The organism is Vibrio sp. 1180_3, from assembly GCF_029478545.1.
GTDB classification, from domain to species: Bacteria; Pseudomonadota; Gammaproteobacteria; order Enterobacterales; family Vibrionaceae; genus Vibrio; species Vibrio aestuarianus.
The window spans coordinates 1-14,968 of the sequence record NZ_SJFM01000053.1 but is presented as its reverse complement, the minus strand read 5'-3'; the positions used below and the strand labels follow the sequence as shown (position 1 = coordinate 14,968).

Genomic DNA, 14,968 nt, shown 5'->3' with positions numbered 1-14,968 from the left:
AGAGCTACATTCGTTTTTACAACTATAAACGAAGTCATAGTGGGATTGATTATTTAACGCCAAATGAAAAATACCAACAAATGCAAAAAGTGGCTTAAAAACTCTCCAAAAAAGCTGGATCATTACAACACGTCATCAGATGGAGAATACGCCAGTCCTGAACATCTTCTCCCATGGTCTTTTTCAACAGCTCTATCCCATGCTTTTCTGACTCTGGACAAGTAGCGACTCCTCCCGTCCCCACTTCTGCCTAAACAATGATATAGCCGCCTATCAAGGAGTAAGACAAGGTGATACTGGCTGGTGGACTCACACGCCTTGAACCAAACATGGCGAATGACCGTTTGGTGATATTGGTGAGGCCTACGCCTGTACTTCATTAGGCACAACTCATTGGTTTCCAACTTCAAGGTACTAAAGAAACGACTGAATACCTCAGAATGGTTTCCATCAAAGTCACTTGGTAGACGTACATTAAAATGAGCGACACAAAGTTTGGGATATTGGCCGAGCGCTTCAGTCAGCACTCGGTCGATGTCTTCCAGATGCTCAAGGACAAGACCATCCTTGTGGTAGTAGAGTGGTTTTCCATTAAACGTTCGGTCATGAGTGATGGTGAGGTGGTTAGACGCTTCTGAGTGATGTTGAGTGGCGTTAAGCTGATTTGGCATGATGAGTTCCTGTGGTTTGTTGTGATTCCCACAGGAACTATGACTACCGTAATTTTTAAGCTACTTGTGACTATGGCCGAAATTGCGTCTACCGCTACCAAAGTGCTTAGTGCGCTCTTTAGCTAAATAGCTAATGTGCTTAAAGAACTCGTCAAACGCATCGTCAAAGTCTTCTGAGTTACTATTCAAGCGGTGAATGACCACGCTGTCGCTATTCCTTCTCTTTGAAAAATGAACCAGTCCATTGGCTTCTTCGTAATCGACACCAGCGACCCTAGCCCATGCCTCTACGATAAAAGAGCCTAAGTTCTCCTGTTGTGTTTGAGTTTTCCCTAACCAGTTAAACCTATCTTTGTTGAACATGAGCACTAGGTGGTAGTGGTCGTTTATCGAGCTAGAGCACTCTCTCACCCAAGCAATTCTAACCTTGCAGGGATGCACTCTACTCCCTTCTCTTTTCTTTCGTTTGCCTGAGTGATCAATCTGCGACTGTAATGAGCGTAGAAAGTCAGTCATCACATTACCGCTCTTTTCGTTTTTCCTTAGCTTGGGAAACCTCAAATCCACACGAACAGCCATTAGCCTAGGATACTCGTCTAATGCCCGATCAACCGTATCGTACATTTTTTCTAAGTAGTCGATGTAGAGTGGACCGTGCTCGGTCTGGATAGGTCTACCCAGAAACGTTTTCTTGGTGGTGAGTCTGAGGTTTTTGTTTTTGCGAGAACGTACATTCATTCCTATCTACTCCTGTGTTTAAGTTCATAGATAGGTCTGTGTCGTTATTTTTAATTGTGTACAGTGAGTCACTTGGTGTGACTCAGTAGAGGAGGTTATGCCGATGTAGTGAGTACATCGATATAGTAGATATGACGGTAATAATACTAACCAGACAGACATTGTTGATATTTCGTTATACTCATAGCGTTCCTGTTTTACGTAAATAGGCTCTCCTCATAGCCAATAATCAAGAAAATGTATTGCTATCATGCACTCCATACGGCAAATAATAAGATCTGAATTGCTTGCAAGTTAAGTGAGATTGATGACTGATTTGAGATAGATTTTTGCTCACACCTATCCGGCTACCGAAACCACCCTTAAGCACAATAAGCACATATTTATTCATATTAAAATATATTCACCTCCTAACCAATTACAGTATCACTTAAAGAAAAGTGACTATCAGATTAAGAAAATGCTACTATAATTCGCACAAATAAAAATAAACAATACAACAATAATGAAAGGTAACAAGAGTAATTATCTTGCTAAAAACTTGCAGTTTAGTTGCAATTTAACATCTTGATACTTTCATAAATCTTACTAAAAACCTGCTCATAACAACCAGTAAACCACAAAAGAATAATCATGCAAAAGAAAAGACTAAACCGATTTATCAATGAGACTGAAACACATCTTCGTTTCTATGTGCTTTACCTCTCTTACATTGACAGTCAAAAAGAACACAATGACTTTCGTGATCTCGCCTTGTTTAGTTATCAAGAGTTACAGCATCGCTTTATTGAGCTACTTTCTTTCAATCTGAAAATAAATGTAGCCGCACTAGAAAAAGGCGAGCTGTCGATTGAACAAGAGCGAAGTTTAGATCGCTTGTTAAATAGACTGCACGAAGAATCCGTTGATAATCTGCTCACGAGTGAGTTCACTTCTTGGCTACAAAACGATAGAGAAAAGTACTTCTTTCACTCCATGCTCAAGGCAATGGTGATCGCTAAAGTAAATCTAGTGAAGAGGCCAGATGATACAAAAACCATTGGTGAGATATTATGGCCTCAACTGAAAGATAAGCAGTATTTAAAAGAGATAGAAGAACGTAAAAAATCTGCACGGGATAGAGCTTTTGAAAAAGTATCCGGCAGTGTCACAAAAATACGTGAAGAAGCTGAAAGAATCTTTCAAGAAAGGGAAGAAAGAAGAGAGAAAAGAGAACAAGAAGAGTTCGATAATATCCGTCTCGATTCAACTCTAGATACAGTGAAATTAGTTTGTAGGTTGTGCCCTACTATTGATAAAGATAGCCACATAATCATTATCAACTACCTCACTTACCACTGTATATCTGGAGATATCGACCTCACGACAGCGCAAGAGCTTTTGTTAAAAATTAGAGAAATGTATATCGAAGCTTGTACACATGTCTCTTTAAGTTGGGATATTCTCAAAACAGAAAACGACAAACTGATAGACAAGACTTATGAGCGATTACAAAGTCAGTATGAAATCTATAACCTGTTTTATCCAGCAGAGGATACCAGTACTAAGAAAAAATGTATGGTGACAACATTAGATTTATTGTACACCACCTCAGCTAACTTTCCTCACCGCCTAAAGCTCTTAACGGACAAGTTTTCGTTGGACAAAGCGAATAGCGAAGATTTCCAAATAGCTCTAAATCAAAAGCAATGGAATATGCTTGTAGAACTAGCAAATGGTGATACCAAACCCAAAATCAACCGCACAATCAACAAGCTACTCAAGGATGCATACAAAGCTCGTTTTAACAATAAAATATAGATTGCTCAAGATAGAATAACGACTGAAGCTCTCCAACCTACTCACCGAGTAAGTACGACGTTGATATCTATTATGTAATTTTAGTCACGTAACACATAGATATCCCAAGAAAAATTAAAGCACAATTATTTTAATATCAGTATGTTACCGTCAAGACTAAACTCCTCACTAACGTATGCATTTAGTTAACATCACAGCTCAATACGACACCCTATAAGATTACTGAAAGGGGCGAATTGGTGAGAGCAGCAGTATTGTGCTTGAGTGAGTTGGGTTTGTTGCCACGCATCGATACGATGTTGGTGTGGAGCCATGATTGAACTTGTATGAGTAATGACTGCGGTCATTATCAGGGCTCACGTTAGGTGGTGAAATAATACGCAGCTATTGGCCTTTACAAAATTAACATGCACCATACCCTTCAATCATAACAAATAATTTTAGTAACAACAGTTGTAACAACAATAAAAATTTCAACCGACAAAAATAAACAATAACAAATAGATATAAATCCAGTTCAAATCTGGGAGGGCCACCAAATTCCAGAAGGTTAGTAAGCGTAGTGTTTACTAACCTTTTTTTGTACCTGACGATTTTGGGTCAGGTAATGGGTCAAGTAAGCCCCAATCACGCACTCTTCTCTGCCTTCTTCCAATACTAATCCGAATACTACGCTGTTGCCAAATATGTCGTTCTGGCTGATAAACTCTCTCATAGAGAACAAAGAGAGGTATTAAACTCGCAAACCAACCATAAGTAACTTAAATTGCACTTATAGATAATTTCTTATACAGTCACAACAAAAGTGAGTTATAGTGAACTTATATATTAAGACGAACCCAATAGTGACAAAAGTACATTAAAAGGCACTTATGAAAAAAGGTAAGATGGTAAAGGCACAACCTATGCCTGATTTGAATACCGAGTTCAGTATGGAAACGCTGGGGAGCGCCATTCGCTCAAAGCGCACCGATAGAGGCTGGCGTATTGATGATCTCGCTTCAAAAGCCAACTTATCTCGTAGAACAGTCATGAAAGTAGAAAAAGGCGATACCAGTGTCACCTTTGCCAATGTACTCGTCCTCATGGACATCTTAGGGCTATCTTTACGCCTTATCGATTTAAACCTATTTGTTCGTCCACATAGCCAAATAACCTCCCAAACTGAAAACAGCGTGAGAAGCAATGAGGACGGTTGGTATGAGTAAGTTACAACAGTTAGACGTGTTTATCGGTACGAATACCAAAATTGGTCGTTTGATTCTTCCTGTCGGAACAGAAACAGAGTTCTCATTCATCTATGAAGATGAATGGAAACACACTGGTTTCCCGATTTCGCCACACATCCCTTTCGATGATCGGGCTTCGCCACGTAGTATTGAGAACTACCTCAGAAATCTCCTTCCTGAAGGAGAAGCCTTTGAGGAGATGATACAAAACACCACTATCTCCAAAAGCAATACATTCGGGCTGATTCGTAAGCTTGGTGCGGAAACATCTGGCGCACTATCTTTTCGAGTTCCAGGATCAGAACCTGGGGAAACCAGCTTTAGATCTGTACCTGATGATGAACTAATAGAACGACTAGAGCGAAATCTAGCGCCATTAGTGTATTGGGACGGTAAGGTTCGCCTTTCGGTTGCTGGTGTTCAAAACAAGTTAAACTTACTTAAGCGCGGTGATGAGTGGGGGTTTGGTGAAGGCAAATTAAGTTCGAACTACATTCTGAAATTTGAAAGCGGTAAAGCACCGTGCATTGCTGTTAATGAGTTCTTTTGCATGACATTAGCCAAGCTAGCAGGTTTGGACGTCGCTAATGTTGAGTTAACTCGCATTGGGAAGACTAGGACACTGATAATTGAGCGGTTCGATCGTGCCTATATCGCGACTCGTGATGTCGTTCAACGAAAACATGTGATTGATGGCTGTCAGGCAACTGACTTACCACCAGGTTACAAATACGAGCGCCAGAATGGGGATGAAGGCGATGGCGTATATATGCGTGATGGCGTTTCTTTCCCACGCCTACTGTGCGTCAAAACCATAGACACGGTCATCACTAACCTAAAGATCACCCAATGGATGCTCTTTAATCTAGTAACGCTAAACTACGATGCCCATGGTAAAAATATTAGCTTCTTCGTCACCCCTAAAGGCCTGGAACTGACCCCTTTTTATGATTTAGTAAACATAGAAGCAATCGCTCAAGAGGGAACAAAACGCAACTCACGAAGCGGTAAGTTGTCTGCTGATGAGGGGCGTGCCGCCAGTATCCCTCAATATTTTGCAATGTCGATTGGAGATTGGGAAAGTGAAGACTTTCAAAATCCGCCGAAAGGTAACTTCAAACGCCCTATCACCAGCTATGATTTAGCTGAATTCGGCGCTCTGCTGGGTTATTCAGGCACCAAGATGGCTTCCATAATGGTAGAAACCGTTGGTGCTATACAAAATGCCCTGAAGGAAGCAATTGACCTTACCGAAGCTCAAGGAATCGATGATGGGGAACGTGAACACATAGAGCTATGTGTGTCACTCATCCAAACAGAGTGTGAATACTTGCTAGAGCAAGCCAACAGTGTGCCAGAAATGAGTGAGCTTCTTTAATGGCTAATATAGGGGCTATAGTAAACAATTTGTAAATTATTTTTGGAAATCAATGAGCTAGCTGCTTTGCTAAGTTAGTGGCTAACGGGTTACTTTAGGTATAGCAAAACCTCTAATTTAGTGATTATAGTGGTTAAACCCATTCACAACCGTATGTACCTGTTTTATCGAGTTTTTGGTTTAATTCGACTAACGCTTGGTTGCCATTTTTCGTTGAATCTACTTGATATAAATCAAAGTGAATATCGATACTTTTGATAACCTTGAATTAATCAACAAATGGAGTCGTTATGAAACCTAAAAAGAACCAAAAACCAAAAGCCAAAATCCAGATCGTACCTTTCAAGAAAAGAAACAATGACCCAATGTCAAAACGTAAAACGCTAGGTTGCTGGGGACCGTCTCCTGATGATGGTTACAATCAGTGTTAATTTCAGATGGGCACACACTTCTTAAGGCGCAAAAAATGCGCCTTTTCTTATTATGAATAAATTTGTAGTACGAAACCTTGACGGGTACAAAATAGCAATTGATACGCACAACAACAACTGTTTTGAGATAAACGAAATAGTTTTTGATCTTCTTGATAGAAAATCAAGTAGTGCTGATTATGTTTCCCAAATTTCATTAAAATATGAACTTAGTGAAGAGGAAGTAAAGCAACTTGAGGTGGATATTATGGAAGCTTTAAATGGATCATAAAAAACTTAGGGAAAAAGCTCTAGTCAATGAAAAGCTAATTATGGCAAGTTTAGAGCTTACAGAGGTCTGTAATCTTAGCTGTTTACATTGCTACATACCCCAAAAAAAATCCACACTATCTATTGATAAAGCGAAAAAAATAATAGATAAATTACACAGAATGGGAGTTATTTATTTAACTCTTACAGGTGGGGAGATATTTTCTTATAAGCATTTCATAGAAGTTTACCTCTATGCAAAATCCAAAGGATTCATTATTAGTTTAATGACTAATGGCACTTTGTTAAATTCCAGAATAAAGAAAGCCTTAAGTAAATATAAGCCATTTGATGTTAGCATTTCCATATACGGCCTTAATCCTAGTGATTACATAATATTCACTGGTAAGAACGGCTACAAAAATCTAGTAGACGGATTGAATTATTTATATTCAGAATCAATTCCTTTTAACTTAAAGACCGTATTAGTAAAGTCCAATTATTCATCAGCAATTAATGGCTTGTATGAAGACTTGGCAAAAAATTATGGAAAAACTATGACTTATGACCCAATTATATTTGGGAGAAAAGATGGAGACACCACTAGCATAAATGAGCGTTTATCTGTGAACGAAATAACTAAATTTGAAGAGTCATTCATAGATAGTAAAGAGTTTTGGGGAAATGCAGTTTCGGAACGAACAAGTGAAGAATCAATTAAGTGTGGAGGTGGGTTAAGTAGCTTGTCAATAGACTCTACAGGTTATATCAGCATATGTTCACTTAATGTTAAAAATAAATTTGATTTTTTAACCAACTCTGATGAGAAAGTAATTAATTTCTTGAAAAACTCTCACGCAGAAATGCAGAATAGATTTAATAATAGCCCTTGCTATAAATGTAAATCAAAGTCTATTTGTCGATGGTGTTCAGCTTATGCGTATTTAGAAAACAACTCTCATATTAATGCTATACCTTTCTTTTGTGAACTAACTGACGCTAGGATAAAAACATTTGCATAGTTTAAATACTGCAACCATTGAAATTTTAAGTAAATGCAATTTCGATTGTATGCATTGTTATTTGGATAATAAAAACAACAAATCCTTGACATTAAATAAATGGTTTATATCAATATCTAATCTAAATAAATTAGGAATCACAAAACTAATAATTACAGGCGGAGAACCTTTGTTACACCCTCATTTTAGTGAGATCTATACTTATGCTTATAGTTATGGAATGGAAGTTAATATTTTCACGAATGGTTCACTACTGTCCGATAAGTTAATTTCTCTATTTGAGATTGCTCCACCTAAATCAATATCAATATCTATTTACGGCAAAGACCAAGACCAGTATACAAAATTCACTAAAGTAAGAAGTGATATTTTTAATAAGGTGATGTGTAATATCAAAAAACTTCAAGAAAAAAACATTAATGTTCAACTAGGGATAACTCCGTACAAAAACTCCGTCGATGATGACTGGATATCTTTTGTAAATAATAACTCAATAAACATAAACACTTATATGATCCCTAACTTGAGAGGGAAGTCCAATTTAAGCTGTCGGTTAACTCCAAATGAAATGATTACTGTTGAGCAAAAGCTTAAGCAACTAAGAAAAGTAACAACAAAACCATTAACTTATAGTAATACCGATTATTACAAAAAATGTAGCGGTGGTATTAGCTCTATCTTTGTTGATCCAAATGGTTATGTTTCAATGTGTGCTATAAACAGAAGTGACCAATTAAATATTCTCACCGACGACTTCGAATCTATAAAAAATGGTCTACAAAAAGAAAACCAGAAAATAAAAGATAGATACTTCAAGAGTCCTTGTGGTACTTGTAAACATAATGCTGGTTGCAGAAATTGCCCCATGTACAGTGAACTAGAGGGTGATAAAGGTGGACGAAATCAGTATTTGTGCTCATTGTTGATTGCAAGGGAGAGTGTTCTACACCTGTAGTTTTAGACACTTAGCTAAATGAGTACAACTGTTAGCAAGATGAACCATGATAAATCAAGGTAGAAGTAGAGTTGTCCAAGTATTAAACTCCTTAGGTATGGGGTGTGTATTATCCGATCCTTATACATCATAAAAGCCAAGCAAAAAAATTCGTCAACTCAAGCATAGAACTCTTGTCCTAACCTAACCTGAGATGGGGCAAAAATGTTTCAGAGCTTAAACTCATGAACCCATTGGCTTTGGCAAACCCACTTATGAAGATAATGGGTAACATTTTTTCACCAGAGAGTTCGGCACTAAGAGCGCTTTTTTATCTATTAATTAAATGAATGAGCAAACTTTAGTTTTTTTGATGATTTGAGCGAGAACAGTGTTCTCGCAGTAGCATTCTTCTCTGGCAGCTAGGCTCAATAGGTTAACTTTTATGTTCTGAGAACACCCTTCTATAAGGTTAGACTGCTTGAACCCTCACTCATATTCAACAGTCGCAAGTGTAGCGACACTTAGGATAAGCAGAGCAACCATAGAAACTTTTACCCGCATTACGACCTTTTTTAGCAACACGAATCACAAGGCTAGACTGGCAGTTTGGGCAAACCTTGGAATGAGGATCGGGTGTAGGCTCACCAATGACTGGCTTATTCATAAAGCTGCGTCCATCTTCAATCATGTGGACTAGCTCGCTACCATTGACCAACCACAGGCGCTTCTCTTGAGCAAAGGCGATAGCTTCAGAAGTAAAATCTCCCGATGTTACGATGATCATTTTGCTAGCACGATTGTCGATCATCACACCATACATTTCTCTTAAGACTTGAACTCCGACTTTTCTAGCTTTCCAGTGCTTACATTGTACAAGACTCAACTCACCGTCTTTAGTTAACCAAATATCAACCCCACCATCCGCCTGCTTTGAGAAAGATTGTTTAACGTCGTAACCTTGCTGCTTAAAGTACTCGCCAATATAGCTTTCAAATTCAATCCAGCTGAGGGAATTAAACGGAGTCGTGTTTTTGTGTGCTCTGATTTGAGACGTCGTCGCAAGATAATTATGCTTTCGCTGATACTGCTTAAAGAATGCAATGGGAGCAGGAATTAAAAACAAAAAAGCAAAATACGGTGCCATTTGCGGGAGATTCGGCCCAATGGCATTGAAGATGAAGTTATCACTGCGAGCCGCCAAATCAGGCAATAGAACGGATAGACCAACATAAATGCCTGCTGAGAACAAGATACTCACCCACCACGGCGCATCCATCAAATGCCAAATAATTCCATCATTCTTCCGAGCCATAACTCCTCCTAATAAGCATCAAAATGCATTAAAGCACAATTGCCAGACCTAATACATAGAGTTAAATCATGTATTTAGTGGGAGAACAAACAGCTAGAACATAGTTCTAGCAAGAGCATTTTTTATTTATTAATTAAATGACCAAACTTTAGTTTTTGATGATGTGAGCGAGAACAGTGTTCTCGCAGTAGCGTTTGAAAGCTATCAGCCTTTGCCTGAGATACCCAAACACGACTCGGATAATACCTAACTCTGCCTTTCGTCATTTCGGAGAACATCGTTCTCCGTTCAACTGATGAAGATTTAAGAAGAAATTAGCTCCCTGAGATAGACAAAAGCAGGAACAAGGTTCCTGCAAGAGCATTTTTTATTCGTGTTATTAATCATGCAAACAATGACTTACTTTATATTTACGAAGGTTAAGCGAGAACACTGTTCTCGCAGTTACAAGTTGCATCTATTTTTGTTCTTCTAGCCATCGCTCAATGTCTTTTCTCTGCCAGCCCACTACCCTAGAACTAAGCGTAACAACGGGTGGCATTTTTCCATCCCGACGCCAACGCCACAAAGTACTTACGCTTACCCCGATTTCTTTCGCTAACTGCTCTTGTCTTACAAACATTTTATTACCTTTATTTCTCTATTATTTAGTCGCATCTTAGATTCTCATCACCTGACTCATAATATAGAATAAGCAACAAACCATATTGACATGATAACTAATGAGCTTAGATCAAAAACGCAATGCATTGAGAGTACAGCTAGAAACAGCAATTAATGACTTAAAAAACCAGGCCGAATCTCAAGGTTGTAAAATTGCTCAGCGACGTCGTTCTGGGTATTTATACGCTGTCGATGCCTTTCGGAACATTGTTCTTGAACCATGGTTTACCACGTTACTCAGTCAACATGGCTCCGTACTCAAAAAGCACCGTAGCTCTAACGCTATCAAGCTTGCGGATATCGTAGAAATTTATGGCGGATTAAATAAAACAATTAAACTTATTGAAACGGTGCTAGCTTTGCGTGGATTCGGGCTTTATAGCCAGCAACACACTGATTATGTAGATCAAGTGCTCTGGGGGTTAAAAGATTTACGTTCACTCACTCCCCAGCATCAAGAAGAAGCAATGCGCTGGAATAGTGTTCTTCCATATTGTGCTCTATGCTGGCGTCTACGCAGCCGATCTCACTACTACTGCGAAAAACACCATCCCATCAAGTCCACTAAACTTTATAAACAGCAAAAATACGCAGCTATCACTGCATTGAAATGTCTGCCCAACCAGAACAGCGCAGCTTACGAAAAGTACCTAGTACAACCTAACAAACAGAAAAAGCTGGGACGACAACTGTATGATCTGGTCAGCGGCTATGCGCCGCATCCACGAGTATTTCTGCGCCACTGTAAAGATAGCGCGAAGTCAGGAGACTGGATCTCGCTATCAAAGAACATTGTTCAGACATGTAAAGTAAACTACCCAGCGAGCTATAAAAAAATAAAACAAATCAGATGATTTTAGAAACTGGCCCTCGTGGTGTATCGCGATAGTGAGATGTTTAGATCCTACGGAGCCAAATGCTTGGAACGAAAAAGAGTGCCTGACGCTTTTCAATGAGTTGAATACTTGGACCACACTGATTGGGATCTTGCATCGCTTCGAATGTGTAGAACGAATCAACAGCATTGAAACTAAGCGTGGCCCGAGCGTTGGATATGGAGCGAATCTAGAACAACACCAGTTGATCAAAGACCTACTAACAAAACAACTAGCCACGAATAACAAAACTAACCTAAGTGATATCGCCAGAACGCTTGGGCTTAGCAGACAACGCATACACCAGATCATTAAAAAACATCAATTTCTCTCCTAAGCAGCAAAGTGACTGTGCAAAAAACAATCGAATTTATTTTACATTTTTAATTATTAAATCAAATAAAAATCATAAATATAATTACGAATAATTTAATTATTAAATTGAGCCAAGATAATTATGGCAATAAAATGGTTTTTACTTATTGACTTTTTCATGTTATAACTATTATAACTGTTATAATTATTATAAAGTTATAATTCTAATATAACGTTCATCTATTAAAATTTGGATTCTTAAACGGAATGTTCTAATTTTTAGGTCTAAATTTTAGTGCCATCATTGGCACATTCGCTGCCCGCCGTGGCATTTCCTCTGCCATCCTTGACAGTTTCGCTGCCAATCTTGGCAAAACAATGTGCCAAGCAATTTTGGTTTAAAAAACTTAAGCAGACATACAGTGCATTATTTTAATAAATAAAAAGTAACACTTTGTGTTTATTATTTTCTATATATTACATTCAAGGTAAAGAAAAATATTTATTTGAACAATACTACAGTTCAAGTGTATATTATTCATAATATCGTTATTGAGAATATTCTTATGAGTAGATTTGTACTCTCCGCAGACTTGCACCTCGGACATGATAATATATTGAAATATCGTTCAGGATTCGATTCTCCTGAAGAGCACCATAATATTCTATTTGATAACCTTGCATCATTTGTACAACCTCGTGACACGTTAATCCTACTTGGAGATATTGCAACGACCCCATTTTGGCTAGAGAGGGTTGCAAGTATTCAATGTACGAAGAAGGTGCTCATACTTGGCAATCATTGTACAAACATGAGGGTCAACGGCAAGATGCTCGCACTCGCAGATGGCTTCGATGAGATTCACTCGATGCTATCTAAACGAAATACCTGGTTTACACACTGCCCTATACATCCTCAGGAATTACATGGAAAGATCAATGTTCACGGGCATTTACATGACAGTATCATTCTAGATGATGCAGGCAAACCAGATCCCCGCTATATCAATGTATCAGTAGATCAGACTCAATTTAGACCAGTCTTGTTCGGTGACGTCGTTAGTCAAATCACTCGCTAAATGACTCTTGCCAACACTCTGTTTGATAAACGAGACAAAACCATATAGCAAAAAAGGCTCACTGGTAATGGAAACGCTAACTGCATATATGAACAACGAGCTTGTCGGGACTCTAGCAAGAGCAAGGTATCCAGACAACAGACTCTTCTTTAAATATGATTCTTCCTGGCTGAACAATGACAACGCTCGGCCTTTATCTCTGTCTCTTAAAATGCAGAAAAACACTATATCTTCTGAAGCGGTCTTCAACTACTTTGACAATCTTCTCCCAGACTCACCTGATACAAGAAGCCGTTTAGCCGCCAGATTTAAAACCTCCACTAAACAACCTTTCGATTTGCTCACAGCAGTTGGTCGTGATGTTGTAGGTGCTCTTACTCTACTGCCACCTGATACAAAAAATGATAAGCCAGACTTGGAGTATGAAATCCTAGATGAAAAAACGCTCGAACTCATATTGTCAGCACTACAGGCAGGAACACCACATGGAATGATTGAAGGTTCCAATGATTTCCGTATAGCCATTGCTGGCGCACAAGCTAAAACTGCGTTACTGAAAGTGGATAACCATTGGTGTTTACCAAGTGGCAATACTCCGACAACTCACATCATCAAACTCCCAATGGGAGTTCTCCAACAACCAAATTGCACGTTAGACTTAACGGATAGCGTTGAGAATGAATATCTCTGTATCGAACTCGCACGAGAGCTAGGGTTTGATGTACCTAATATTGAAATTATTCAAACGCTGAACTTCAACGCATTGGCTGTTGAACGTTTTGACCGAAAATGGACGAATGAGAAGACTCACATTCAACGTTTACCACAAGAAGATATGTGTCAGGCAGCTTCGCTGCCAGCATCAATCAAGTACGAATCTGATGGCGGTATTGGAGTCTTGGAAATTATGGACTTGTTATCTGGGTCTTCAAATGCCTTTGCCGACCGATACAATTTTATGAAGTTCCAGGTGTATCAATGGGTCATTGGAGCGACTGATGGTCATGCGAAAAACTATTCGATCACAATTGAGCAATCAGGGAGCTACCGCTTAACACCTTTCTATGACATTTTGTCTGCTTACCCTTTATTAGGTAAAAAAGGGCTTAACATCAGGCAGTTAAAGCTAGCCATGGGGCTAAGAGCATCAAGGGGTAAAAAATACGAAATCAACAAGATTTACCCTCGCCATTTTCTGGCAACCGCACAGCATGTCCGCTTTGAACAAGAGATAATGCAGGAAATTCTCGACACAATGAAAACCGAGCTTCCAGAGGCTATTGACCGTGTAAATACGAGATTGCCAAATGACTTTCCAGAACATATCTCTAGCCCTATTTTCGACAATGCATTGAAAATGCTTCAAAGACTCTCCTTACAAGCATCCGAGTAGAGTACAAGCTATATGTCAAAAGCGGCTTAGACCTTGTAAGGATAAACATCATTAAACTTTTTTGGAAAAACCTATGGCATTCACATTTAAATTAGATTCCCCTATCCATGAGATTCAAGCATCTACAGCACTTCTAGTTCCAAACGTTCCAGAGCAGAATCTAGTTGAGCAGTTAATTGAGCTTGCAACAAAAGAATATATTTCCTCATTAGAAAAAGGAAAAAATGGGGAGTTCGGCTTACTAATTCATGACAGCAACGGAGAGGAAGTAATTCATCTTGCTTATCGTAGTGACATAACTTATCTAACGCAATTTGATAAAACCAAAACTCACATTATTAAATATGCTAACGAAAAAAGCATACCTACTAAGGAAATAGTTCTACCTAACGGTGAGATATTAGTTATGTGCAAAAACAATGCTGACTCTGAAGCGTGGTGCCAGTTATTAATGAATTTTTCCATGCAGAAAGTAGCTCAGATTGAGAGATTAGATTTGCACCCTGCTCTGCAAGGGAACGGTTTTTTTACTAAGTTAGTAAACCAATTACTCTGCATTGCTGATACAGAGTATGTATTAGTGACTAACATCGTCAATGACGAATGGTTTGAGTATTTAAAAGAGGTAGCAGATGAAATCGTAGAAAATCGTTTTCAATGTAGTGCTTTGTTTAACCAAAAATAACGTATGCGCCCCATAATCCCACGGGGCGTTTTAGTGTGAGAAGTTCCAAGGAAGCAGTGAGTTGATATCAGGCTCTGGCTTTGCCAGTTCTTTCATACATTTGACCATGTAATCGTAGAGTATCAGTCCGTTCGCTTTCGCCGTCTCGATGATGCTATATAGCAAAGCACTCGCATCAGCACCAAGCGGAT

The 14,968-nt window shown here is 38.8% G+C and carries 16 protein-coding genes; 11 read left to right on the top strand and 5 right to left on the bottom strand.

Features of this window, described 5'->3' with window-relative positions; translation table 11 throughout:
- Positions 1-122: 122 nt before the first annotated feature.
- Positions 123-671 carry an inovirus-type Gp2 protein gene (locus EYW48_RS19525; RefSeq protein WP_277432882.1) on the bottom strand — a complete coding sequence of 183 codons (549 nt, stop codon included), beginning with the start codon at positions 669-671 and terminating at the stop codon, positions 123-125.
- Positions 672-731: 60 nt separating this feature from the next.
- Positions 732-1,409 (bottom strand): inovirus Gp2 family protein, encoded by a 678-nt coding sequence (locus EYW48_RS19520; protein ID WP_277432881.1) that lies wholly within the window; start codon positions 1,407-1,409, stop codon positions 732-734.
- A 633-nt stretch (positions 1,410-2,042) separates the two neighbouring features.
- Here EYW48_RS19520 and EYW48_RS19515 point away from each other — a divergent pair.
- The 7 genes from EYW48_RS19515 (at position 2,043) to EYW48_RS19485 (ending at position 8,473) form a co-directional block, all read left to right on the top strand.
- Positions 2,043-3,209 carry a hypothetical protein gene (locus EYW48_RS19515; RefSeq protein ID WP_274676112.1) on the top strand — a complete coding sequence of 389 codons (1,167 nt, stop codon included), beginning with the start codon at positions 2,043-2,045 and terminating at the stop codon, positions 3,207-3,209.
- An 872-nt stretch (positions 3,210-4,081) separates the two neighbouring features.
- On the top strand, positions 4,082-4,417 hold the full coding sequence (locus tag EYW48_RS19510; RefSeq protein ID WP_031829224.1) for a helix-turn-helix domain-containing protein: 336 nt from the start codon (positions 4,082-4,084) through the stop codon (positions 4,415-4,417).
- The gene (locus EYW48_RS19505) at positions 4,410-5,816 is read left to right on the top strand and encodes a HipA domain-containing protein (protein ID WP_277432880.1); all 1,407 of its coding nucleotides are present in this window, start codon (positions 4,410-4,412) and stop codon (positions 5,814-5,816) included. Before EYW48_RS19510 ends, EYW48_RS19505 begins: the two co-directional genes overlap by 8 nt.
- 290 nt (positions 5,817-6,106) lie before the next feature.
- Entirely contained in the window at positions 6,107-6,247 is a 141-nt protein-coding gene (locus tag EYW48_RS19500) for a hypothetical protein (protein ID WP_169661796.1), read from the top strand.
- Between the two features lie 52 nt (positions 6,248-6,299).
- A complete protein-coding gene (locus EYW48_RS19495; protein WP_102780319.1) occupies positions 6,300-6,518 on the top strand; it encodes a hypothetical protein in 219 nt (72 codons plus the stop codon).
- Entirely contained in the window at positions 6,508-7,518 is a 1,011-nt protein-coding gene (locus tag EYW48_RS19490; RefSeq protein ID WP_277432879.1) for a radical SAM protein, read from the top strand. Before EYW48_RS19495 ends, EYW48_RS19490 begins: the two co-directional genes overlap by 11 nt.
- Positions 7,511-8,473 (top strand): radical SAM protein, encoded by a 963-nt coding sequence (locus EYW48_RS19485; protein WP_277432878.1) that lies wholly within the window; start codon positions 7,511-7,513, stop codon positions 8,471-8,473. The genes EYW48_RS19490 and EYW48_RS19485 overlap by 8 nt, the downstream gene beginning before the upstream one ends.
- 478 nt (positions 8,474-8,951) lie before the next feature.
- On the opposite strand, the gene EYW48_RS19480 is transcribed toward EYW48_RS19485, so the two are convergent.
- Positions 8,952-9,767 carry a restriction endonuclease gene (locus EYW48_RS19480; protein WP_277432877.1) on the bottom strand — a complete coding sequence of 272 codons (816 nt, stop codon included), beginning with the start codon at positions 9,765-9,767 and terminating at the stop codon, positions 8,952-8,954.
- A gap of 457 nt (positions 9,768-10,224) precedes the next feature.
- Positions 10,225-10,389: a helix-turn-helix domain-containing protein gene (locus EYW48_RS19475; RefSeq protein ID WP_005480576.1), complete on the bottom strand. Its 165-nt coding sequence runs from the start codon at positions 10,387-10,389 to the stop codon at positions 10,225-10,227.
- A gap of 100 nt (positions 10,390-10,489) precedes the next feature.
- Here EYW48_RS19475 and EYW48_RS19470 point away from each other — a divergent pair, with 100 nt between their 5' ends.
- From EYW48_RS19470 to EYW48_RS19455, 4 genes are all read left to right on the top strand, one after another.
- A complete protein-coding gene (locus tag EYW48_RS19470) occupies positions 10,490-11,284 on the top strand; it encodes a hypothetical protein (protein ID WP_277432876.1) in 795 nt (264 codons plus the stop codon).
- Positions 11,285-12,186: 902 nt separating this feature from the next.
- Positions 12,187-12,699: a hypothetical protein gene (locus EYW48_RS19465; RefSeq protein WP_053056584.1), complete on the top strand. Its 513-nt coding sequence runs from the start codon at positions 12,187-12,189 to the stop codon at positions 12,697-12,699.
- 67 nt (positions 12,700-12,766) lie between these two features.
- Complete coding sequence (locus tag EYW48_RS19460; protein ID WP_203517939.1) at positions 12,767-14,092, top strand: type II toxin-antitoxin system HipA family toxin; 1,326 nt, start codon at positions 12,767-12,769, stop codon at positions 14,090-14,092.
- Positions 14,093-14,165: 73 nt separating this feature from the next.
- Entirely contained in the window at positions 14,166-14,777 is a 612-nt protein-coding gene (locus EYW48_RS19455; RefSeq protein WP_277432875.1) for a hypothetical protein, read from the top strand.
- A gap of 30 nt (positions 14,778-14,807) precedes the next feature.
- On the opposite strand, the gene EYW48_RS19450 is transcribed toward EYW48_RS19455, so the two are convergent.
- The coding region (locus tag EYW48_RS19450) for a transposase domain-containing protein (RefSeq protein ID WP_171981607.1) at positions 14,808-14,968 on the bottom strand (161 nt) is incomplete at its 5' end.